Genomic DNA, 23,024 nt, shown 5'->3' with positions numbered 1-23,024 from the left:
TTATCGGAGCGCGCGGAAGGCGAGCACCGCCGTAATCAGCGTCATCAGGGACGTTACGATACCCGTCGTGCTGCTGATGACCTGCTGGGGCGTCAGCTCACCCCGGGTTTGCTGCGGAACGATGATTTCCGAGCCGGGTTCGACACGCGGATACACGTTGAAGAAGGCGAACCGGCGCGTCCGGTCGGCTGAGCCGTTGGCATAGACGACGTAGGCGCGTTTGCGGGCCGAGCGGCTGGTGAACCCGCCGGCCTGCGAAATATAATCCTGGAACGACTGCCCCCGGCGGAATTTGGCCGTGGTCGGCAGCAGCACTTCCCCGCCGACGCGGACGGTTTCAAGCATTTTCGGAATCCGGACCACGTCGCCTTCGCGCAGGATCATGTCCTCGCTCGAACCCGGGTTGCTCAGAATTTTGCGCAGGTTGATGCCGATCAGGTCTTCACGGCCTTCCGTCGAGGTATCGAGGTTGACGATCGCTTTCGGGCTGTCGTCGGCCAGTTCGGTAATCGTTTGCTGGCGCATCGCCTGCTCGGCCTGGCTGATCTGGACCTGCCGCACGAGCGTGGCGCCGTCGACGTAGGCGTAGGGAGAAAGCCCGCCGGACATCTTGATGATGTCCGAGATCCGCTGGTCTTTGGTTTTCAGCGGATATTGTCCCGGCATGAGCACCTCTCCGTCGACGAAGGCGAAGGTCTGTTCCTGGTAGTTCGGAGAACGGCGCACGACGACCTGATCGTAGGGCGCCAGCAGGAATTTGGTGTCCGACGGTTTGATGCTCAGGTCGCGGTCGATGTTGAAACGGTAGATTTCCGAAATCTGGGCGCTCGTGGAGGTGACGTCCACGTCCTTCTTCCGGCGAATCACCTCCACCTGCGAAGCCGCGGCCGACTCCTTCAGCCCGCCGGCCTGGAGCAGAAGGTCCTCCAGCGTCATGTTGGAAATATAGGCCGTCGAATTGATGGGCGTAATGACTTCACCGACGATGCTGACGTTGGCAAACTCGGCCATGTCGAAGCGGGAGGGGATCACCACCTGGTCTTCGCGCTTCAGCTCCACGTCCGGGGCGGTGCCGTTGATGATGTCGGCCAGATTCAGGGAAATGTTCTCGATGGCCATGTCGTCGCGGGTCCGGACGATCTGGATGCGGCCCGTGAAAGCCTCGCCCTTGAGGCCCTCGGCGCTGCTCAGCAGTTGCTTCAGGGTTTTGTTCTGGTCGAGTGAGTAAGTTCCGGGGCGATACACCGCTCCCTGAATGCCCACCTGGTTTTCATAGCGGGCCAGGACCGATTCGACCGCCACGTTATCACCGTCCTGCAGCTGGAAATTGCCGAATTCGGATTCGACGACATCCACCACTTTCAGTTCGCGGTTGGTGAACCGGGTGATTTTGATGCGGGATTTATAGGCGTTGCTGGTGAAACCGCCGGCCAGCTCGAGCAGGCGGCTCATGGTTTCGCCCGGCAGCAGTTCGAAGATGTTGTTGCGCTTGACGGAGCCGGTTACCTCGACGTGGGTCTTATAGGTCGTAAAGCGGATATTGTCATTGTCCTGAAGGCGGATGTCGTTCCGCTGAATACCGGACGTCAGATAGTCGTAAAGGTCGAGCGTCCCGACGACCCGGTTGTTGCGGATCACCTGCACGTTCCGGAACGACCCGAGTTCGCTGGGGCCGCCGGCCTGATAGATGGCATTGAGCGCCGTCGAGAGCGAGGAGAGCGTATAGGTTCCCGGCCGGATGGCTTCGCCGGTGACCGAAACCCGGATGCTGCGGATGTCGCCGAGGGTGACGATCAGGTAGGTGTTGGCGGGGCCGTAGGAGCTGCTTTTCAGGCCGACATAGATTTTGGAAAGCCGGTCCAGGATGCGGGTGCGGGCCTGTTCGATGGTCAGGCCGGCCACGTGGATGGGGCCGACGCGCTGCACGTAGACGAACCCGTCGGGGTTGACCGGCAGCAGGAAGGTGGCTTCCGAGAAGCCGTAGATGTTGATGTTCAGCTGATCGCCGGGACCGACCACGTAGCCTTTCGGGGTGGCGATGTTCAGGTTCGGCTGGAAGGTAGCGGCATTGTTGGGATCGTTGAAGGTCTGGTAGCCGAACAGTTTCCGGCGCTGGGCGGCCAGTTCCTGTTCGCGGAGCCGTTCCTGTTCGGTCAGCGCCTGTTCGGCCTGTTCATCCTGGCTCAGGTCCTGGGTCTCGCTGGCGTTGCTGCCCTGCGGACCCGGGCCCAGCTGGCCCGCCTGACCGGTTTGCCCGGCACCCTGCTGGCCCGTTCCAGCACCGGTCCGGCCACCCTGCTGATTTCCACCCTGCTGTCCCTGGCCCTGCGTCTGACCCTGCCCGCGCGGACCCTGCTGGCCCTGCGTCTGGCCGGGGACCTGACCCGGGAGGGTGCCCTGCGATTGTCCGGCGGGGGCCGGTCCGGTCGCACCGGGACGGGCCGTATTACCGCCTGCGGGGGCCGAGGGGCGGGGTTGTGCGGTAGCGGGAGCGGTGGCGGGTGCGGAGGGAGCGGACGGCGCCGGCGTTACCTGTGCCACGGCATTGATTCCGGTGCAGAGCAAAGCGACACCCAGAATGGTTTTGCGGACAAAAAGCATCGAAGAGACAGGGAATTTTTTTGAGCTAAAACGATGGAAATCTTGAGATTTTTGCATATTTTTAAGAATGTATTCGGACGCCGGACGCCGATCAATCTCATGCGTTTTTGTATGCTATCAACGACAAATCGCTTATTGTATTATTTTTGCGCACTTTGCGCTACAAAGTAAACGAACTTTTATTACTTTTTAAACAAATTCTTCCTGAAGGGTAAAATTTCATATTCCACGAACTTTTCCGGAGAGGAACCGGGTTTACAAAAGGCCCTTTCGATCATTCTGACTTTATAAATTGCTCCCTCCCTTTTATGGCAGACAACAACCAGGTACAATACACCGAAGACAGTATACGGTCGCTCGACTGGCGTGAACACATCCGGCTCCGCCCGGGCATGTACATCGGAAAACTGGGCGACGGCTCGGCGGCCGACGACGGCATTTACGTCCTCCTCAAAGAAGTCATCGACAACTGCATCGACGAACACGTCATGGGTCACGGCAAGCTCATCGACGTGAAAGTGACCGATCACCGGGTCGAGGTCCGCGACTACGGCCGGGGCATCCCGCTGGGCAAGGTGGTCGATGTGGTTTCCAAGATCAATACCGGCGGCAAGTACGACTCCGGAGCCTTCCAGAAATCGGTCGGGCTGAACGGGGTAGGAACCAAAGCCGTCAATGCGCTCTCCACCTTTTTCAAGGTCCAGTCCTACCGCGAGGGCAAATCCGTCTGGGCGGAATTCGAACGGGGCCAGCTGACCCGCCAGGGTGAAAGTGCCACTACCGAGCGGAACGGAACTCTGATCTGTTTCGAACCGGACGCCACGGTATTCAAGAATTATCATTTCCGCAGCCAGTTTGTGAAGGACATGATCTGGAACTACTGCTACCTCAACGCCGGCCTGACGCTGAGCCTGAACCGCGAAAAATTCGTTTCGCAGAACGGCCTGCTGGATCTGCTTCAGAACAAGACCGACGAAGAGGCCCTGCGTTACCCGATCATTCACCTGAAAGGCCACGACATCGAAATCGCCATGTCGCACGGCAATCAATACGGGGAGCAGTATTACTCTTTCGTGAACGGGCAGTTCACCACCCAGGGCGGGACCCACCAGAACGCCCTCCGCGAAGCCGTGGTGGAAACCGTCCGGAAGCACTTCGATAAAAACTACGACACCTCCGACATCCGGGCGTCCATCATTGCGGCCATCAGCGTCCGGGTGCAGGAACCGGTTTTCGAGTCGCAGACCAAAACCAAGCTCGGTTCGCTCAACATGGCGCCCGACCCGGACAGCCCGTCCGTCCGTTCGTTCGTGATCGATTTCGTGAAAGACCGGCTCGACGACTACCTGCATATGCACCCGGCCATCCGCGATGCCCTGAAGAAACGGATCGAGCAGTCGGAACGCGAGCGGAAGGAACTCGCCGGCATCAAGAAACTGGCCAACGAACGCGCCAAGAAAGCCAATCTCCACAATAAAAAACTCCGCGACTGCCGCGTACACCTGTCGGACCCCAAAGCCGAAGACCGCCAGAACTCCACCCTGTTCATCACCGAAGGCGACTCCGCCAGCGGTTCCATCACCAAGTCCCGGAACGTACAGACCCAGGCGGTATTCAGTCTGCGCGGCAAACCGCTCAACTGCTTCGGGCTGACCAAAAAGGTGGTGTACGAAAACGAGGAGTTCAACCTGCTGCAGCACGCCCTCGACATCGAGGACGGACTGGACACGCTGCGCTACAACCGGATCGTCATCGCTACGGACGCCGACGTCGACGGGATGCACATCCGGCTGCTGATGATGACGTTTTTCCTCCAGTTCTTTCCGGATCTGGTCCGGAACGGCCATCTTTACATCCTCGAAACACCCCTGTTCCGCGTTCGGAATCCGAAAAACCATAAGGAAACCGTCTACTGTTATTCGGAGGAGGAGAAACAGCGGGCCATCGACAAGCTGAACAAGAGCGGCAAGAAGGTGGAAATCACCCGGTTCAAAGGGTTGGGAGAGATTTCGCCGGAGGAATTCGGTCTGTTCATCGGCGACGACATGCGTCTGGAGCCGGTGATCATGGAAAAGGAAACGTCCATTCCGAAACTGCTCAGCTACTACATGGGAAAGAACACGCCCGACCGGCAGAAATTCATCATCGAAAACCTCCGCATCGAAAAGGATGTGGAAGACGCGGCTCTGGTGTAATCGGACCCGGTCGGAAACCGTGCGTGCCGGACGGCTCCGGAGCGCACGGTTTTCTGCTGCCCGGCGCATGAATACTTAGTTTACGAATATGACTCTCGAATCCCTCCGTACCCAGATCGACGGTATCGACGATCAGTTGCTGACTCTGCTCAACCAGCGCATGGACCTGGTCCGGCAAGTGGGTGAACTGAAAAAAACGAGTAACTCCATCATTTACCGGCCCGAGCGCGAAAAGCAGATTCTGGACCGTCTCCACCGGCTGAACGACGGCCTGATGACGCCCTCGGCCATCGATGCCATCTATCTGGAGATTTTTGCGGTTTCCCGAAATCTGGAGATGCCCGAGCGCATCGCCTACCTGGGGCCGGAAGGAAGCTTCACCCACCAGGCCGCCGAAAGCCGGTTCGGAGCCATGAGCGAATACCTGGCCCTGCCGAACATCCGCTCCGTGTTCGAGAGCGTCGAAACCGGGCGGGCGCGGTTCGGGGTGGTACCGATCGAGAATAACCAGGAGGGGGTCGTCAATGAAACCATCGACCTGCTCTACGAGAAGGACCTCGTCATCGCGGCCGAAGCCCAGATCCCGGTGCATTTCACCTTCGCCACCCAGACCGACGTTCTGGGCGACATTACCCACATTTATTCCAAAGACATCGCCTTCGGGCAGTGCAGCAAGTTCCTGAAGGAATATTTCGAGGGGCTGCCGGCCGAACTGGTGCCGGTCGAATCGACGTCGAAGGCCGCCAAACTGGCGGCCCAGAACCCCCGGGCGGCTGCGGTCTGTTCCCACATTGCCTCCAAGCTGTTCGGGGTGCCGGTGCTGTTCGACAACATCGAAGACACGGACCTGAACCGGACCCGCTTTCTGATTCTCGCCAAGGATTTTAAAAACCAGCGGAGCGGAAACGACAAAACCACCCTCGTGGCCCGCCTGCCGAACACCAACTCACCCGGGGTGCTGGCCCAGTTCCTGCAGGAGTTCAACGCCCGCCGGATCAACCTGACCAAAATCGAAAGCCGCCCGCTGCGCGAAGGGGCGACGTTCCGCTACTGGTTTCTGATCGAATTTGAAGGACACGCTGAAGACGCGCCCGTGCGGGAAATCCTCCAGCACCACGCGGCCGACGTCAAATGGCTGGGCAGTTACGTCCGGGCGCTGGAGTAAAGAATCCGTTTGGCCTTCCCGACATCGAGGTCCATCTGGGCCACGAGGGCGGGGAGGCCGTCGAATTTCAGTTCCGGCCGCAGATACTCGATGAACCGCACCGTCAGGTGTTCGCCGTAAATTTCCTGATCGAAGTCGAAGATGAATACCTCGATGGTCCGGTGCGTCCCGCCGACGGTCGGGCGGGTGCCGATGCTCATGGCTCCGCCCAGCAGGCGGCCCTGGTAGATGACCTCGGCCGCGTAGATGCCGTTGGACGGAATGAGCTTATTCGGATCGTCGACCTGAATGTTGGCGGTCGGGTAGCCGATGGTCCGGCCCAGCTGCTGGCCTTTCACGATGGTGCCGGTCAGGCTGTAGGGGCGGCCCAGAAACCGGGTGGCGGTGGCGAGATTGCCTTCTAGCAGGGCCGTCCGGATTTTGGAGGAACTGACCCCGACGGCATCGACATCCTGACGCGGAATCTCCTCGATCTCGAAACCGTACTGGTGAGCGTGCTGCTTCAGGTAGTCGAAACTGCCCTCCCGGTTCCGGCCGAAGTGGTGGTCGTAGCCGATCACCAGCTTCTTCGTGCCGATCCTCTCCACCAGAATCTGCTGGATAAACTCCTCCGACGACAGCTCCGAAAACGAGCGGGTAAAGGGAATGATCACGAGGTTGTCGACGCCGGCGGCTTCCAGCAGCTCGGTTTTTTCCTCGATGGTAGACAGCAGCCGAAGGTCCCGGCTGTCGTTCGAAACCACCGTGCGGGGGTGGGGCCAGAACGTCAGCACGACGGTTTCCCCCCCGTGAATCCGGGCGATTTCCGTCAGCCGGGAAATGATTTTCTGATGACCCAGGTGAACCCCGTCGAAGGTGCCGCTGGTAACGACGGCGTAGGGCAGGGGTTCGAACGTATCAATTCCTTGGTATATCTTCATGTAGGTGACTGCTCAGCAGGGCGGTTATTGCGGATAAACTCCTCCAGGGAGTCGGCCTCCTCGATCCGAAACGCTCCGATGCGGGTCCGGCGCAGGACCTTGAGGTAGGCTCCGTTTTGCAACAACGCTCCCAAATCGCGCACTAAGCTACGGACGTAAGTCCCTTTCGAGCAAACAATCCGGAAATCAATTTCGGGAAACCGGGCGGTTTCCACTTCAAAGACCGAAATCGTGACCGTGCGGGATTTGATACCGCCTTCGATGTCGTCGGCGGTTTTTCCCTTGCGGGCCTTTTCATACAGCCGCTGCCCGTTGACCCGGACGGCCGAGTAGATCGGCGGGATTTGGTCGATGGTACCGGTCAGCCGGCGGGCGGCCGACTCGACGGCTTCGGGCGTGATGCCGGAAACGTCGTATTCGGCATCGAACCCGGTTTCGAGATCGACGGAAGGGGTGGTTTTTCCGAGAACCAGTGTCCCGGTATATTCCTTTTCCTGAGCCTGGTAGCTGTCGATCTGTTTGGTTTTTCGGCCCGTACAGAGTATCAGCAGCCCGGTCGCCAGCGGGTCGAGCGTCCCGGCATGGCCTATTTTTTTGAATTTACAGGCATACCGAAGCTTATTGACCACGTCGAACGAAGTCCAGTTCAGCGGTTTGTCGATGAGAATCACCCGTCCTTCGTCTGGAGGAAGCATTGGTATTTTTGGGAAATTGAGGCTGTAAAGATAGTGAAGGTTGCTGGTTAAGGAGTAGGGGGGTGTAAGCGTTGAGGAGCTGGCAGCCACCCGGTGTCCGTCAGTGGAGCCCTAACTCCACAACCCTCAAACTCCCCAACGCCCTCTACACCACTTCCAGCTTTACGCCGGCCGCCAGCAGGCCCAGCAGGATCAGGCCGAGGGCGATGCGGTAATAACCGAATACCTTGAAGCCGTAGCGGGTCAGAAAGCCGACAAAACCGCGGATGGCCAGCAAACCGACGATAAAGGCGACCGCATTCCCGATCAAAAGAAGCTGGACATCGTCGGCCTGAATGGTTTTGTAGGATTTCAGCAATTTGTAGCCCGTTGCGGCCGCCATGGTCGGAACGGCCAGAAAGAACGAGAATTCGGCGGCCTGCTTGCGGGTCAGTCCCTGAAACATGCCCCCGATGATGGTGGCCGCGGAACGGGAAACCCCGGGAATCATGGCGACGCACTGAAAGAAACCGATCTTGACGGCCTCCGGAAAGGTGACGTCGTAATCACGGGGAAGCTCCTTGAAAATCCGGTCGATATAGATCAGCACGATCCCGCCCAGCAGAAGGGTGACGGCCACCACCGTGACGTTTTCGAGCAGGGAATCGATGAAGTCGTTGAGCAGAAAGCCGATGACGGCCGCCGGGAGGAAGGCGACGAACAGTTTCAGGTAAAAATGGGTCGTCTGGAGAAACCGCCGTCGGTAGAGTACCAGCACCGACAGGATGCAGCCGAACTGGATGTTGACGGTAAACAGCTTGGTAAATTCCGATCCGCTGATGCCGACGAGCGACGAATAGATAATCATGTGGCCCGTCGAAGAGACCGGAAGAAACTCCGTCAACCCTTCGATGATGGCCAGAATAATGGCGTGAAAAAGACTCATTGATTCGGTGATCGGCGCAAGATGGCAAAAAATTCAAGGATAAAGCCACTCATGACGACCAGCGGGCCGACGGTTAGGCCGAGGGTGCCGAAACCGAATTCTTCGGTGTCGAGGTTCATGATGATAAAGCCGATCAGGATAATGACCACCCCGATGATCATGAGGGTGTAGTTGGCGCGGCCGAAAGGAAGTTTACTCATGGTGGTATTGAAATCTCGTTTTATTGAATTAATACAGTTCGTCGAGCGACAGGCTCAGGTAGCGGTGAACGGCCTGAAACGTGCTGATCAGCCCGATGATGATGCCGAGGATGACGATGGCGCCCAGTAGGATCCCGGTTTTTTCGGGTTCCTGGAGCGTTGCCAGCCCCTCGATGTTCCGGATCGCCAGCTGGAGCAGCACGAACAGCAGAACGGCGGCAATCAGGCCGCTGATCAGCCCCTGGGTCATGCCCCGGCGCAGGAACGGCATCTGGATGAAACCGTTCGTGGCCCCCACCAGCTGCATGCTTCGGATCAGCAGACGCTGCGAATACAGGGCCAGCCGGATCGTATTGTTCATCAGTACGACGATGATAATCAGCATGATCACCGCAAATACCGACATGATGATGTAAATCTTGGTGATGTTCTTGTTGATGTTGTCGACCAGGTTTTCCTGATACACCACCTCGAACACGCCGTTGACGCTTTCCAGGTCGGTTTTCACCTCCTCCAGTTTGACTTCTTCAAAATAATCTTCCCGGAGTTTGATCCGGTAACTGTCGCGGAGCGGGTTCTCGTTCAGGAATTTGGAAAAGTCCTCCTTCGTTTCGGCAATAAACTCCTTCGCGGCCACGTCCTTACTGACAAAACTGATCTGGGGGGTGGTTCCGGTGTAGAGGACGAACGGTTTTTTGATGATTTCGTCGTACAGCTTCTTCTGCTGGCCGGCATCGAGGTCCTTGTCCAGAAAAACACGGACTTCATTGTTTTCGCGAATGTAACGCACCAGCTTTTTCGACTGGAGCACCAGCATCCCGCAGAAGCCGATCAAAAACAGTGCCGAGGTCAGGCTGAAGAGAATCATCCCGCCCGGATACGAACCCACTTTCTTCTTTGAAGCCATAAATATTGGTAAAGGCAACGGATGCCCGACACAAAAATAGGAATTTTGCCCGAACGATTGCCGAACACCCGGAAAGCCGCCCGGAGATTTAGGAAAAATTAAGAGTTGAAAAACGGAAAAAGGCAGGTTCTCCCTGCCTTTCCGATGTTCCCTCGACCCTTACTTTCCGGCTTCAAACAGCGGCTGTTCAGAGTCGGTGATCGCCTGGTAGAGCAGCGCCCTGAACTTGTCGGCCAGGTCCCTGTAGCTGTTGGGTACCTTCTGGGTGAAAATCAGCGCCACGATTTTTTCCTTCGGGTCGACCCAGTAGACGGTTCCGAAGTAGCCGCTCCAGGAAAAACTGCCTTCCGATACCCCGATGCGGGCTTCTTCCCGGTCGGAGGCAATCCCGAAGCCGAGCCCGAAGCGCTGGTTGGGAATGGCCGGCGTCTGGTTCATGGTCATCATCCGGACGGAAACCGGGCTGAGTATGCGTTTTCCGTTGTATTCCCCGCCGTTCAGCATCATCTGCAGGAAAATCGCGTAGTCGTATAGCGTGGAAGACAGGCCGGCTCCGCCCGAAAAAAACGTACCTTTTTGTTTCGGGTAATCGGCCGACATGCCGTTGCGCATCAGGATCTTGCGATAGGCTTTGGTGGAGTCTTCGGTGTAGAGCGCGGTCAGGCGGCTGTGCCTGTCGGCAGGCAGGTAAAAGAACGTGTCCTTCATGCCGAGCGGGTCGAAAATGCGAGACCGCAGAAACTCGTCGAAAGGCTGTTTTGAGACGACCTCCACGAGGTAACCCAGCACGTCGGTATTGAGGCCATAAGTCCAGCGTTCGCCGGGCTGGTGCATCAGCGGAAGCCGGCCGAGGGCCGGAATCTTCTCGGAGAGCTTTTCATTCGGGGTGCCGATGCCGCTCGGAATCTTCGCTTTGGCATAGATGGCGTTGGCCTCCTTCGAGCCGATGCCGGCATAGCCGATGCCCGAGGTGTGCGTCAGCAGGTCGCGGATCGTCACCTCTCGTTTGGCCGGAATGGTGGTATAGGTCGTATCCTTCTCGTTGAACCGGCTCAGCACCGTCTGATTTTTGAAAGCCGGAATATAATTCGACACCGGTTCGTCGAGCAGCAGTTTACCCTCCTCGAACAGCATCATAACGGCCGTGCTGGTGATAGCCTTCGTCTGGGAGGCAATCCGGAAAATGGCGTCCCGACGGAGCGGTGTCCCGGCCTCGATGTCGTCCTTCCCGAATCCTTTATGATAAACGATCCTGCCGTCGCGGGCGATCAGGGCGGCAACACCGGGCAGTTTTTTCTGATCGACGTATTCCTGCAGCACCCGGTCGAGCCGCATCAGCCGTTCGGAACTGAGGCCGACGGACTCCGGGCGGGCTTCCAGCAAAACCGGGTGGGCGGGCTTCTGGGCAAAAGCCGCGGAAAAACAACTGCATAAAAGAAACGCAGCAAATCGATTCATGGGAAAGAGACGAATAAAGGGTTTGGAAACAGTCCGGAAAAAAGCGGAAAAATCGGCTAAAAACAAAATACGGACGGCCAGGAACGATTTCGATTTTTTATTCAACAAAAACAATTTAAAAGACTGTATAACAGAGTATTGCAAATAAAAAATTATGAACTATATAGGATTGGTAGATGTTAACTTAATACGATACTCAACTCGATCTTAATGACCGACTTTCAGCCGAAGATCATTCTCTACACCGCCGACGCCATGAACGAGCGCGGAGAAGCGGTGCTGGAGCAGTACCCGGATGCCGAGATGATGGAGGTGCGGCAGCATAACCGGCTGCCCGAACTGGGCATGAATCACTTCCGCGTCAAATCGGACGTGCTCGTGCTGGGCCGGCTCAAAACCCTCGAATGCCGGTGGAGCGGTCGTTCTTCCGATTATATTTCCCCCAGCCTGGCCAACGGCTGCTTCGGCGGCTGCGCCTACTGCTACGTCGACCGGCACAAGAAGGTGAATCCCATTACGCTGTTCACCAACGTGGACGAAATCAATTCGGCCGTAGACAGCCACGTCATGAGCCTGCCCTGGCCCAAGACGCCCAACCAGACCGACCCGGTTTTTCATACCTACGACATCGGTTGTAATTCCGATATTTCGGTGGATTTCAGCTTATCTAACGGTGTTAGGGAAGTGTTCGGGTTCTACCGGGACCACCCCCGCGCCAAAGCCACCTTCGCCACTAAGTTCGTCAACCGCGACCTGCTCGACTTCGATCCGCAGCGGAAGATCCGCATCCGGTTCAGCCTGATGCCGTCGCGGGTCAGCAAACTGGTCGACGTCCGGACCGACTCCATCGAGAAGCGGATTGCGGCCATCAACGATTTTTATGACGCCGGCTACGAGGTACACGTCAACTTCTCCCCGGTGATCGTCTACGAGGGCAAGCAGTGGCGCGAAGACTACCGGGAACTGTTCCGGGAACTGAATGCGGCTTTGCGCCCCGAGGTGAAGGCGCAGCTGAAATGCGAAGTGATTTTCCTGACCCACAACCAGTGGCAGCATCAGGCCAACCTGGCGATTAACCCCAAAGCGGAGGAACTGCTCTGGGTGCCCGAGCTGCAGGAGAACAAGCGCAGCCAGTTCGGGGGCTGGAACATCCGCTACGATCACCAGCTCAAGTCGAAGATGATCCGGGTGTTCGAAGGGCTGATTGCCGACGAAATCCCCTGGTGCGACATCCGATATATTTTTTAACAAAAAGGCCGATTCCTGCGAATCGGCCTTTTTTGACGGGTTTTATCAACCCTGATCGGTCGTGATCCGACCGTTGGTTCAGCGTGAACGAAATCAGCGTCAGGACCCTTTCGGCCGTCCGGGATTGTTGTGCCTGGCGTCATCGGGTCCGGCTTTTTTCTTGGGACCCGTGCTGTTTCGGCCTCCTTTCCGACCTGCTTCCGCGTGTTGTTCCGACGAACCTCCCTGCTTTCCGCTGTTCGGGGAAAGCTGTCTTACCCACATTTCCATGTCGCCTTCCGATTAGGTGAACTTAGCTGTGGCTACCGCCTTTGGTACCGCCCGTAGAGCCGCCACCGCTGCGGGGGCCTTTGTTGCCGTTGGTTTTGGACGTACCCCGGCGGCCGCCGGTAGAACCGTGCTGGGCACCGTTGTTGGCATCATTGCCCACTTTCGGGGTGGATAAGGTCTCTGCCGCTTTCTCCAAATCTTTATTAGCCATAACGTTGATAAATTTGGTTCTGGTCAGAGTTTAACCCTGACTTTGCGGGTTCTGTTTGAAAAAACGGCAAATTATTCCTCAGCAGGGAAATGGTTGAATGGTTGAATAATTGAGTGACTGAATGTGCTTTGCCGTTTCGAGAATAGCAGCGCACCATTCAACCATTCATTCTGTTATTTCGCTGCTGCCGGGCCGTCCAGTCTGCATTTCAGTGGGCATTCCGGCGCATGGACTCATCCATGGAAAACTTACCGGAGCCCAGCACCAGGAACATGAGCAGCAAACCCAGCACGATCAGCGACAGCCACAGCTCGGAGTTGAGGGCCGAAAAACCACGGCTGATATTGACGAAAAAAACGGCCCCGATCAGAATCGGCAGCTGCACCAGAACTGCCAGCCGGGTCAGGCAACCCACCGCGATCAGCAGACCCCCCACCAGATGGGCGAAGGCCACATAGTGAATCAGAAAGACCGGAACGACCTGAAGCCGTCTGCCGACCAGAGCGTTGAGATACTCGGTGTCTCCAATGAAGCTGATGCCTTTCAAGACCAGGATGATTCCCAGCATGATACGAAGCGCGTCGGTCCAGGCGGGGTGATGCGTATCGCCCCAGTGCTCAATTCGATGCAGCATGTTCATAACTATGTCCGATTTGGTGACAATAGCCTAAGTTACTGCATTTTATAAGACAAAAGCAAGATTTAGTTGTGATCCTTCCGAAAGGCCAGATCGACCACCAGCGATTTGTGATCGGATTTCGGGAGGTCTTCCGTCCGGAACCCTACCGTCTGCAGACCGTCGTTGATCAGGGCATGGTCGATGGGGATCATCAGCAGCGGGATGCCGGTCAGGTTGTTCCAGGTCGGGGCAAGGCCGTAGCCCCATCGGCAGGCGTTCAGGCCAGAAACCCGGATCAGATCGTGATAGATCGGCGACCAGACCGAGGTGTTGAAATCGCCGATGAGGAGGGTCGGCTCCCGTTGCCGGCGGGCCAGACCGGCCACGTAAGCCAGCTGCTCGTTGCGCTCCCGGAACCACCAGCCGACCGTCGGGGTGCGGGGATGCACGGTGATGAAGTGGAGGGGCCGGCCGTTCAGGATCGTGCGGTAATGGATCGTCCGGTTTTCGAGCCAGGCCTTCCTGTCGATCCGGATCGGCGTCCGGCTTCCGACCAGGATGTAGCACTCATTTTTGGCCCAGGTGCTGAACTGATAGGGGTATTTTGCCCGCGTGGCCCGGTCGATTTTCCGGATGGTTTTGGGGATCATCTCGTGCAGCACGAACAGGTCAGGCTGCTCTTTTTCAATGAGGGCGACTACCCGGCGGGTATCATGTTCGACGAAGAAGACGTTGGAATGCAGCACTCTAAAGTCCCGCTTCTCCGGGGCCGGAGGGGGGGAAGCCATCAGCCACGGCAGCACCTGAATGCCCGACCAGACCAGCACCCCGACGGACACGGCCAGCATCAGCCGGCTTTTTCGGAGCCAGAAGAGGGTGGCCGCCCCGGCCGCCAGCCCGTACTGAACCGGAAAATGGCTGGCCAGTTCGAAGACAAACCAGGTCCGGCCGAGAAAGCCGATCAGCGAGGCCGCCAGCAGGCCCCACGTTCCGAGGGCCAGAACAGATCGGAGCGGGCTAAGGGTCCGTTTGGACGATCGGCGGGAAACCGGCGGGCGGGAATGAGCCGTTCTCGTTCTCAAGATTTCTTTGACTTTCAGGTAGTATTCAGCGCAAAGATAAGGCCATTAAATGATCTTTGGGCACTTCGTACTTCCGGCCATCCGCGATTTTCGGGCTTTGGGCATCCGTTTTGTTACCACACGGACCGGCTCGGCCACCCGGGCGCCGGCCCGATCCGGGCGAATTTCCATCGACAGCAGGTCGTCGAGCGGCCGGTAATCCGGCGGAACGGGGGCATCAGTCTGGATCGGGAAGAAGTGGTCGCCCGGAAATTCATACCGTTCGAAATCGTAGTCGTACAGGTAAATGTTGATGTAGCCGTCCTTGCTGTATTTGGAGCTGATGGAGGTGGACGGCATCAGCTGCTCGGCCCGGAGCAGGTCGGGCCGGTGCGCCAGCGAATCCTTGAAAAATTCCCGGTATATCTTGAAACGGTTGTAGTTGTAGACCAGGCTGGCCGAATCCAGGGAGATGGCGATGTTGAGGTAGTGCCGTCCCAGATCGGGTTTGCCGTTGCTGGCGAACAGCACCCCCATGTTGTTGATGGCGCTGCGGTCGAGATGCCCCTGGTAGCTTTTGACGGCTTTCGCCTGCTCCTGAATGTTCTTGTAGACGTTCCCCAGGTTATTGTAGTAGGTCTTGTGGGTGGAGTCGAGATCCCGGGCGCGTTCGTAGTCCCGGATGGCCCGGTAATAAAATTGTTTGGCCTGATTCACATCCCGGTGCTTCTCGTGTTTCAGCGCCAGGTAGGAGCGGACGATGCCCCGGTTGTTATAGAGAAACGATTTGTGGTTGCCCCGGTTGATGAGACTGTCCAGCACCAGCTCGGCCTCCTCGATCCGGTCTTTCTCCAGCAGGGCGATGGAAAGGCCGTTCAGTGCGTTGACGTTCCGGGCGTTGTGGTTCAGTGCCCAGGAGAAGTTGGCGTAAGCTTCCTCCATGTTGCCCGCCCGGAGATACATATTCCCTTTATTGGTCAGCATCCGGTCGTTCTGGGGCGACAGCCGGATGGCTTTTTCAAGGTATTCCAGCGTATAGCGAAAGCTATCCTTTTTGCGGTATACCTCGCTGGCCCCCGCATAGGCCGCCGGATGTTTTTTGTCGAGACGCATCGCCACGGCAAAATTGACTAAGGCCGAATCCAGACGATTGAGGGCCAGATAGGTAAGTCCCCGGCTCAGGAAGCAGTCCGCAAGGTCCGCGTTTTTGGCGTCGAACAGGTCGGGCGCCTGCAAAAAATGCTCCATCGCCTGTTCGTACAGACCCTGACGGTGGCTCACTACCCCGAGCCCGAGGTGGGCGGCCTGATTTTCCGGATCGACGACCAGGGCGGCTTCGTATTCGATGCGGGCCGACCGGTAGTCGCGGGTGGAGCAGAGCGCATTGCCGAGCCCGGTGCGGGCCTGCACCCAGGTGGGCTGAAACTGAACCGCCCGGCGGTATTCAGCGACGGCTTTGGCAAATTCCTTCCGGCCGTAATACGCGTTGGCCAGTCCGTAGCGGGCCGAAGCCTGAAACGTCCGGTCTCCGGAGAGCAGGTAGGATTCGAACTGTTCGGCGGCTTCCTCATACTCTTTCAGGCCGAGCAGGGCGTTTCCGATCCGAACCGGCAGAACCGTGGCGAGGCTCTCCTGTCTTTCGAGCTGCCGATAGGTGTTCAGGGCTTCCTTATGCTTGCCCAGACCCAGCTGGGCATCGCCCTTTACCAGACGATAAACGGGTTCGCTGCCGCGAGAGCGCAACGCCTGACCGGCCGCCTGCTCCGCTTCCGCAAACTGGCCGGCGTGCAGGTAGGCGACCGCCCGGTTGAAAGCCACGCGGTCGGCGCCCTTCCCGACGGCGGCACTCTCCATCATCGCCAGGCCGGCTTTGACGTCGCCCGTCATGCAGGTAAAAACGCCCCGGTTTGCCTGAGCCTGCGAGAAAGAGCCGATCTGCTGCATGAGGCTTCCGGCTTCTTCGTATCGTCTGAGCCGGCTCAGAACGATGGCCTGGTTGTAAAGGATGGTGTCGGAGGGCCGGGCGGCAGCGGCCCGCTGAAGGAGCTGGAGCGCCCCGGAATAATTCTTATTGTAGGCAAGCCGGATAGCGGTATTATTCAGACGGGGAATCGAATCGGCATCGCCTTTGGGGGGAGAAGCGGAATGGTTGGGAGGGCCGACCATTGAACGGAAGGCAACACAAATCAATAGCACAAAAACGGTGCAGCAAAGCCTCAGCATGCAGGAGAAGGGTTACGACTGGCAGTGGTGAAGGTACGTTTTTTAGGCCGACAGGCCAAAAAAAGTGAGTTGGCGGTCGAATATTTGAAGTAAATGGTCGTTGCCGGTTTTTTCGGATTTTTTCGGGAACGCCAAAAACCGGGTGTGACTTATCGCAACCCGGCGCGTCTAACCTTCTGTATTCACTCTTTTACATGATGGTTCCCCAACTAAAAAAAGTACTATTCCGGCTCCTTCTGCCGGTTTTTCTGCCGGCCGCCCTGACGCTCTCCTGCGGGGGGCCGGAAACCGGAACGCCGATCCGTCCCGCCCAAAGCCCCATCGACACGCTGCCCCCTGTGTTCGAGGATCACCCGGACGACCAGTGGAAGCTGAAGGGCTTCTACGATTACATGGCCCGGCGGGAACCACCGATCTATTTTACCCGGGAAGAAAAGCGGATGATGGAAGACTATCCGTATACCCTGCCGGTTCGAGTCCTCCAGGAGGTGCAGCGAACCGGTACCAAACCCGATATTCGAAACCTGTATCTGGAACTGAAATACCCGATCTGATCCCGGCGCCGGAATCAGGACGGCACCACCTCCACCGGCGGAGCAATCAGGGGTACGCCCACCAGAAACCGCTTTTCGTCGTCCTGAATAAGAACCGACGGCTGGTCCAGCAGCTTGTATTTCATCATGATATTCTGCAGACCGATCTGGTTGGACGGAACGGCCAGCTTCTTCTTCTGGATGTTATTCTCCACGAAGAGGCTGCCGTTCCGGGTATACAGACGGATCGTCAGCGGGTTGTTCACCGCGATAATGTTGTGCTTGATCGCATTTTCAAATAAGATCTGGAGCGTCAGGGGCGGAATCAGATACCGCATATAGCGCGGCTCGATGTCGGTTTCCATGAAGATGCCTTCCGTATACCGCGTTTTCAGGAGGTGGAAGTAGGCCCTGATGAAGTTTACCTCGTCGGAGAGCGGGCATAAGTCGCGGTTGTTCTGCTGAAGCAGGTACCGGTATACCGACGACAGCTCGTCCAGAAACCGTTCGGCCTGCCCGGCGTCGCTTGAAATGAGGGAGGACAGCGAATTCAGGTTGTTGAACAGGAAGTGCGGGTTGATCTGGGTCTTCAGCGATTCGAGCTGGCTTTGCAGGTTCGCCTTTTTCAGTTCCTGCGCTTCCGTAAATGACACCTTCCAGCGATTGTACAGATACAGGCCCTCGAAGCAGGCCGCCACCTGCACCGTCCCGACGACGGAAACCAGCGTGTTGAAAAAATACGGCCTGAACTGGATCTGATCCTCCGTATGCCACAGTCCGATCAGGTCGTACAGGAACGTCTGGGAGATGCGGATCAGGCTGGAGAAAACCACGAACCACACCAACTGGAACACTACCCGCTGCAGGGTCTGGCCCAGTTCCGGGTACCGCCGGCGGGAGAGAATGATGCCCCAGCGGTTGCACTCCCATACGACGACCGTCCCCAGAATAAAGAAGAGAGGAATCCGCCAGTCGTCCGGATAAGGAACGTTGGTATAACCGTACATCATCCATTGCCCCGCCAGTGCCAGCAGGGGAACGCCGATGATCCGCATCCACTTGTCATTCAGTTTCTGCATTTTCCCTTTCCATCCTCTCCGGAAAACCTGCTGAATCGGGTTTGCGGGTGCCCCCGGCCAGACCTCGGCCCAATGATCCGATTTTAATTTTTCTGTCAATACGGTAGTGAATTTGCGAAAAGCCGTCTATTTCTACAACAAAACGGCTTTACGCCTGGAAAAAACCCGGATTTCGTAAAAAAGAGGGTGTGTAATCCCCGAGGCCGAACCGGCCTGTATTCAGGGTGCGAACAAATGAGGAAGGAAGGCGGGGCACACGCTTCGGCTTCCGGTTGCCCGGTTTTCTCCAAAGTGGTGTGCCTGTGCGTCACCTGAATTTGGGCCAAAACCCGCTCCCGGCAAACCCCAATCTTCATGGAACGGGAAAAAAGCCGGATGAATTGCGAATTCCTGCCCCCGAACCGGTACAACCCCCGACCGAAACGTCGGCCGGTGGTTCGCCACCCCGCCGGTGGGCGGAACCGAGGCAATGGGGTAGTTTTGTTAGTAACTTAAATTAGGTTTGTGGACACAACTTTTTCCTGTCCGCATGACCTCTCTTCTCCGTTCGTTGTTCCTGTCGGCAACCGTCACCCTGCTGCTGGTCGAATGCCGGTCTTCCCGGCAGCCGTCGCCCCAGTCCGACCAGCCCACCCGCGACGCCCACCTGGCGCTCGGAAACCCCTCCGGGGCCGACGGCTCGCAGGAGAATAACTTTCTGATCGATCGCGCTACCTATGTGCTGAGTTATAATCGGGGGGGCGGCATTGCCAACTGGTGTGCCTGGCACCTGTCGGCCGCCTGGAAAGGGGCCGCCACCCGGTATGCAGGTACTTTCATTCCGGATCAGACCCTTCCGGCCGGCTGGTACCAGGCCCGCCATGCCGATTATACCGGCACCGGTTTCGACCGGGGGCATCTGTGCCCCTCCGATGACCGGGATTCGACGGCGGACGAAAACCGCAGTACGTTCATCCTGACCAATATCGTACCGCAGGCCCCCCGGCACAATCGGGAAAGCTGGCGGTTGCTGGAAGAGTATATCCGGAAACGGATCGGAGAGGGGAATGAAGCCTACATCGTGGCCGGTACGAACGGTAGGGGTGGAGAAGGTGACAACGGGAAGGCCGACGCCATCGGTTCCGGGCGGATCACCGTGCCGGCGGCTCTCTGGAAGGTGGTCGTGGTGCTGCCGGTCGGAAGCGACGACCTGCGCCGGGTCGGCGACCAGACGCAGGTAATCGCGGTTTGGATGCCCAATACCAACGCCGTAGGCGATCAGTCCTGGGAAACGTACAGGGTTACGGTGGATGAAATCGAGCAAAAAACCGGCTACGACCTGCTGTCGAATCTGCCGGACGCCGTCGAACAGGTGATCGAAGCGCGCCGGTAGGCGACGCCGGGCCGGTCAGAGCGTAATGGCGTATTTCAGGGGCTGGCGGGCCGTTTTCGGGCGGTTACCCAGAACGAGGGGTGCCTTGTAACGGGCCTGGTACCAGTCCTGCAGTTCATGGACATACTGAAAATGCCGCCGGGAACGGTGACAGATATAAAACCTGCGGTCGGGAATCAGACGGGCGTCGTCCAGCGTCCAGGTCCCATCCGTCGGTTCGGGCCGAAAACCGAAACCGACCAGCCAGAGCCGGGTAATCGGAATCGGAAGAAGCGGGGTGTTCGACCGGAGGTGTTCCGGGGTGACCCGGGTGGCCTGTCCGCCGATGAAAAAATACTGTCCGGTTTTGGGGGAGGGTGTCATATCCGCAATCGTTTCAATAAGAAACGGTTACAAAAAGTGAGCCGGAAGCATTCCCTGTTGCCTAAAAGTTTCCGCTTGTTATTATCCGGTTATTAACCAGGCTCTGAGGCCACCCGGACCAGCTTTTTCGCCTGCTCCGAAAATTTTTTTCTCCCCGGTTGTAATGTTTCGCTCCGACCGTCGTCTTTGCGGTTGAAATGGACCTCCAGACCTTTAAACAACAGATCCTTCCCGTCCAGGGCCGGCTTTTCCGGCTGGCCAAACTGTTTCTTCGCAACCGCGAGGAGGCCGAGGATGCGTTGCAGGAGGTTCTGATGAAGCTCTGGATGAACCGCCACCAGCTCGATGCCTACCGCAGCGTGGAGGCCCTGGCCGTACAGATGACCCGAAACCTCTGCCTCGACCGGTTAAAAACCCGGGCCGGTCGGCCGATGGACGACGGCGCTCTCCTGGAGAACCTTCAGGCGGCCACGGTTTCGCCCTACCGCCAGACCGAACTGGCCGACAGCGCCGGGCTGATGATGCGGTTTGTCGATGCGCTGCCGGAACCCCAGAAGCTGATCCTGCACCTGCGTGACGTGGAGGAGTATTCGTTCGAGGAAATCGAGGAGGTGACCGGTTTGACCGTCAATAACATCCGGGTCATTCTGTCGAGGGCGAGAAAGAGCGTGCGCGAAAATTACCTAAAGGCCAACAACTATGAAGCCGGACATTGAAAAACTGCTGGAACGCTATTACGAGGGCGAAACCACGCTGGAGGAAGAAAAACTTCTGCGGGAGTTTTTCCGGAGCGAAGCCGTGCCGGCGCATTTGAAAGACCATGCCGCCCCGTTTCAGCACTACACCGATTTTCGGCAGGAGCATCCCTCGCCGGCCGTCGGTAGCCGGTTTGCGGACCGGGTGGGGGCGGAAAGCCGCATCCGTCCGCTGGTCCGCTGGGGCCTGCGGGTGGCCGCCGGGCTGACGCTGCTGCTGCTGGGCTTCTTCGGGGGAATGTTGTATTCCGCGCGAACCTCTCCGGCCGGGGAGGGGCAGACGGCTTCGGCCGCCGAGGACCTGAAAACCGTTCTCCGGTATGACCGCGTCATGCAGACCTCGGCCAGCGAGCGGATTCAGGCGGTATATCAGAGCATGGAACTCGACCGGGCCGATCAGGAAATCACCCTGCTGCTGGTAAACGCCCTGAATTCGGACGCCAACGTCAACGTCCGGCTGGCGGCCTGCCAGGCCCTGCTCCGGTTCCGTGATGAACCCGGCGTGCGGGAGGCCCTGATCCAGTCTCTGAAGGTTCAGACCGACCCGAACGTCCAGATTTCACTCATCGAGGCCCTGGTGGTGATCCGGGAGAAGCGGGCGGCCCGCGAAATCCAGCGTATGGCCCGCAACGAGCAGATTATCAAAGCCGTGCGGATGAAGGCCGAAGAGGGCCTGAGCCGACTGATCTGACCATTCCGAACAGTAAATAAACAATCCGTTAATCGAAAGCCGATGAAAAAGCTTCTGCTGGTAAGCTGTGCCCTCTGGTGGGGCAGTGTAAGTGCCCAGGAAACCAAGGAATACAAGGTGAAACTGGGAAACAACAAGGACCGGAAAGTATCGATCCAGATGGATCAGAGCGAGATCCGGATCGAAGGCTACGACGGCGACGAGGTGGTCGTCCGCGGGGCCGGTTTTCAGGAACCTCCCGAGCGCGCCAAAGGGCTGAAGCCGCTGTATTCGCCGATGGACAATACCGGCATCGGGCTGGCGGTGACCCAGGAGGGCGGCAACGTCAAGATCGAAAAAGCCAACCGCAAGGCCGTCAGCTACACCATCCGGGTGCCCAGACGGGTGGCGCTCCTGTATGAGCAGATCAACTGGCAGGGCGGCAAAATCCACATCACGGGCATGGAAGGCGACCTGGAAGTCCGGACGCACAACGCGGCCATCGAACTGGAAAACGTCACCGGCCCCATCGTGGCCAACACCACTTCGGGGGAGGTCCGGGTGGCGTATTCGGCCCTGAACCAGGAAAAACCGAGCGCCATTTCGACGGTCAACGGCATGATCGACGTTTCCCTGCCGGCTTCGGCCAAAACCAACCTTCGGCTGCGGTCCATCCAGGGGGAGATGTTTACGGATTTCGACCTGAATCTGAAAGGCGGCCGCGACGGCCTGTCGCGGGTGGGAGGAGGGCAGGTGATCTCCGGAACGACCAACGGCGGGGGCGTCGACATTCAGCTCAACACGATCAGCAGCAATATCTACATCCGCAAGCAAAAGTAAAGGCCCGAACCCATGAAAAGATACCTATTACTCCCCCTGATCTGCCTGCTGGCCGGACCGCTTTTCGCCCAGAAGATCATCGAAAAAAAGCTGCCCTACGTGACGGGCCGGGAGGTCAATATGAACCTGAAGTTCGGCGACAGCATTCGGGTCCGCTACTGGGATAAACCGGAGGTGTCCGTCCGGATGGCCGTGGAGGTCAACGGTGGGCGCCTGAACGACGCCTTTCTGGTGGAAACCGCCATGAACGAGCGGGAAATCAGCGTTAAAACCGACTTCGACCGCGAAAAGATCAAGGAGGGCCGGGCCGAAGACTGCCCCGGGAATGCGTCTACCTGGCGAACCGACCGGGACGGCCAGAACCATTACATCTGCTCCCGGATCAACTACGACGTCTACGTGCCGAAAGAAGCCGGGCTGAAGATCGAAACCATCAACGGCAACATCGAGATCCAGGGCTCCGCCGGGGCGCCGGTTCACGCCAAAACCATCAGTGGTTTCGTGGACATGGGCTGGCCGGGCAACCGGGGCGCCAACGTGGCCATGAAAACCATCACCGGGGAGGCCTATACCGACCTGGCGATCAGCTTCCCGAAGGAGCCGAAAAAGAACCCGATCGTCGGATACCAGCTCGAAGGCACGATCAACGGGGGCGGGCCGGAAGTCCGGCTCGAATCGATCAGCAACAACGTCTATCTGCGAAAAACCCGGTAG

General features: G+C 57.9%; 22 protein-coding genes. 9 read left to right on the top strand and 13 right to left on the bottom strand.

What is annotated here, in order from left to right:
* Positions 1-2,601, bottom strand: a complete 2,601-nt coding sequence (locus DX909_RS10890) for an SLBB domain-containing protein (RefSeq protein WP_128545204.1) — start codon at positions 2,599-2,601, stop codon at positions 1-3.
* A gap of 308 nt (positions 2,602-2,909) precedes the next feature.
* On the opposite strand from DX909_RS10890, the gene DX909_RS10885 reads away from it, so the two are divergent.
* Both DX909_RS10885 and pheA read left to right on the top strand, forming a co-directional pair.
* Complete coding sequence (locus DX909_RS10885) at positions 2,910-4,796, top strand: DNA topoisomerase IV subunit B (RefSeq protein WP_128545203.1); 1,887 nt, start codon at positions 2,910-2,912, stop codon at positions 4,794-4,796.
* Between the two features lie 88 nt (positions 4,797-4,884).
* On the top strand, positions 4,885-5,961 hold the full coding sequence (gene pheA, locus DX909_RS10880) for a prephenate dehydratase (protein ID WP_128545202.1): 1,077 nt from the start codon (positions 4,885-4,887) through the stop codon (positions 5,959-5,961).
* On the opposite strand, the gene DX909_RS10875 is transcribed toward pheA, so the two are convergent.
* The 6 genes from DX909_RS10875 to DX909_RS10850 form a co-directional block, all read right to left on the bottom strand.
* Positions 5,940-6,881, bottom strand: a complete 942-nt coding sequence (locus tag DX909_RS10875) for a bifunctional riboflavin kinase/FAD synthetase (protein ID WP_128545201.1) — start codon at positions 6,879-6,881, stop codon at positions 5,940-5,942. The two genes, pheA and DX909_RS10875, sit on opposite strands and share 22 nt — an antisense overlap.
* Positions 6,878-7,576: a tRNA pseudouridine(55) synthase TruB gene (gene truB / locus DX909_RS10870; RefSeq protein ID WP_128545200.1), complete on the bottom strand. Its 699-nt coding sequence runs from the start codon at positions 7,574-7,576 to the stop codon at positions 6,878-6,880. Before truB ends, DX909_RS10875 begins: the two co-directional genes overlap by 4 nt.
* A gap of 145 nt (positions 7,577-7,721) precedes the next feature.
* Complete coding sequence (locus tag DX909_RS10865) at positions 7,722-8,501, bottom strand: undecaprenyl-diphosphate phosphatase (RefSeq protein WP_128545199.1); 780 nt, start codon at positions 8,499-8,501, stop codon at positions 7,722-7,724.
* On the bottom strand, positions 8,498-8,701 hold the full coding sequence (locus DX909_RS10860) for a DUF3098 domain-containing protein (RefSeq protein ID WP_128545198.1): 204 nt from the start codon (positions 8,699-8,701) through the stop codon (positions 8,498-8,500). Before DX909_RS10860 ends, DX909_RS10865 begins: the two co-directional genes overlap by 4 nt.
* A gap of 28 nt (positions 8,702-8,729) precedes the next feature.
* Positions 8,730-9,608 carry a cell division protein FtsX gene (locus tag DX909_RS10855; RefSeq protein ID WP_128545197.1) on the bottom strand — a complete coding sequence of 293 codons (879 nt, stop codon included), beginning with the start codon at positions 9,606-9,608 and terminating at the stop codon, positions 8,730-8,732.
* A gap of 159 nt (positions 9,609-9,767) precedes the next feature.
* Entirely contained in the window at positions 9,768-11,066 is a 1,299-nt protein-coding gene (locus tag DX909_RS10850; protein ID WP_128545196.1) for a serine hydrolase domain-containing protein, read from the bottom strand.
* 210 nt (positions 11,067-11,276) lie between these two features.
* Between DX909_RS10850 and DX909_RS10845 the strand changes: the two genes are divergently transcribed.
* Positions 11,277-12,314: a spore photoproduct lyase family protein gene (locus tag DX909_RS10845; RefSeq protein WP_128545195.1), complete on the top strand. Its 1,038-nt coding sequence runs from the start codon at positions 11,277-11,279 to the stop codon at positions 12,312-12,314.
* Between the two features lie 292 nt (positions 12,315-12,606).
* Here DX909_RS10845 and DX909_RS10840 read toward each other — a convergent pair whose 3' ends face one another.
* From DX909_RS10840 to DX909_RS10825, 4 genes are all read right to left on the bottom strand, one after another.
* Complete coding sequence (locus tag DX909_RS10840; RefSeq protein ID WP_128545194.1) at positions 12,607-12,795, bottom strand: hypothetical protein; 189 nt, start codon at positions 12,793-12,795, stop codon at positions 12,607-12,609.
* A gap of 208 nt (positions 12,796-13,003) precedes the next feature.
* Positions 13,004-13,435, bottom strand: a complete 432-nt coding sequence (locus tag DX909_RS10835; RefSeq protein WP_128545193.1) for a DoxX family protein — start codon at positions 13,433-13,435, stop codon at positions 13,004-13,006.
* A gap of 62 nt (positions 13,436-13,497) precedes the next feature.
* The gene (locus tag DX909_RS10830) at positions 13,498-14,496 is read right to left on the bottom strand and encodes an endonuclease/exonuclease/phosphatase family protein (RefSeq protein WP_128545192.1); all 999 of its coding nucleotides are present in this window, start codon (positions 14,494-14,496) and stop codon (positions 13,498-13,500) included.
* Between the two features lie 45 nt (positions 14,497-14,541).
* Positions 14,542-16,641: a tetratricopeptide repeat protein gene (locus tag DX909_RS10825; RefSeq protein WP_164851257.1), complete on the bottom strand. Its 2,100-nt coding sequence runs from the start codon at positions 16,639-16,641 to the stop codon at positions 14,542-14,544.
* 254 nt (positions 16,642-16,895) lie between these two features.
* On the opposite strand from DX909_RS10825, the gene DX909_RS10820 reads away from it, so the two are divergent.
* On the top strand, positions 16,896-17,252 hold the full coding sequence (locus DX909_RS10820; RefSeq protein WP_128545190.1) for a hypothetical protein: 357 nt from the start codon (positions 16,896-16,898) through the stop codon (positions 17,250-17,252).
* 14 nt (positions 17,253-17,266) lie between these two features.
* Here DX909_RS10820 and DX909_RS10815 read toward each other — a convergent pair whose 3' ends face one another.
* Positions 17,267-18,310 (bottom strand): sensor histidine kinase, encoded by a 1,044-nt coding sequence (locus tag DX909_RS10815; RefSeq protein ID WP_128545189.1) that lies wholly within the window; start codon positions 18,308-18,310, stop codon positions 17,267-17,269.
* Positions 18,311-18,839: 529 nt separating this feature from the next.
* On the opposite strand from DX909_RS10815, the gene DX909_RS10810 reads away from it, so the two are divergent.
* Positions 18,840-19,682 (top strand): DNA/RNA non-specific endonuclease, encoded by an 843-nt coding sequence (locus tag DX909_RS10810; RefSeq protein ID WP_128545188.1) that lies wholly within the window; start codon positions 18,840-18,842, stop codon positions 19,680-19,682.
* A 15-nt stretch (positions 19,683-19,697) separates the two neighbouring features.
* On the opposite strand, the gene DX909_RS10805 is transcribed toward DX909_RS10810, so the two are convergent.
* Positions 19,698-20,045, bottom strand: coding sequence for a hypothetical protein (locus tag DX909_RS10805; RefSeq protein WP_128545187.1), 348 nt, complete (start codon positions 20,043-20,045; stop codon positions 19,698-19,700).
* A gap of 197 nt (positions 20,046-20,242) precedes the next feature.
* Here DX909_RS10805 and DX909_RS10800 point away from each other — a divergent pair, with 197 nt between their 5' ends.
* The 4 genes from DX909_RS10800 to DX909_RS10785 are packed head-to-tail and all read left to right on the top strand — an operon-like array spanning position 20,243 to position 23,024.
* Positions 20,243-20,761, top strand: coding sequence for a GFO_1088 family ECF-type sigma factor (locus DX909_RS10800; protein WP_128545186.1), 519 nt, complete (start codon positions 20,243-20,245; stop codon positions 20,759-20,761).
* On the top strand, positions 20,745-21,491 hold the full coding sequence (locus DX909_RS10795) for a HEAT repeat domain-containing protein (RefSeq protein ID WP_128545185.1): 747 nt from the start codon (positions 20,745-20,747) through the stop codon (positions 21,489-21,491). Before DX909_RS10800 ends, DX909_RS10795 begins: the two co-directional genes overlap by 17 nt.
* 42 nt (positions 21,492-21,533) lie before the next feature.
* Positions 21,534-22,310 (top strand): DUF4097 family beta strand repeat-containing protein, encoded by a 777-nt coding sequence (locus DX909_RS10790; RefSeq protein WP_128545184.1) that lies wholly within the window; start codon positions 21,534-21,536, stop codon positions 22,308-22,310.
* A gap of 12 nt (positions 22,311-22,322) precedes the next feature.
* Positions 22,323-23,024, top strand: a complete 702-nt coding sequence (locus DX909_RS10785) for a DUF4097 family beta strand repeat-containing protein (RefSeq protein WP_128545183.1) — start codon at positions 22,323-22,325, stop codon at positions 23,022-23,024.

This window comes from Larkinella soli, assembly GCF_003703975.1.
GTDB lineage: Bacteria > Bacteroidota > Bacteroidia > Cytophagales > Spirosomataceae > Larkinella > Larkinella soli.
The sequence above is the reverse complement of the archived record's forward strand: the minus strand, read 5'-3'. Positions and strand labels throughout refer to the sequence as shown.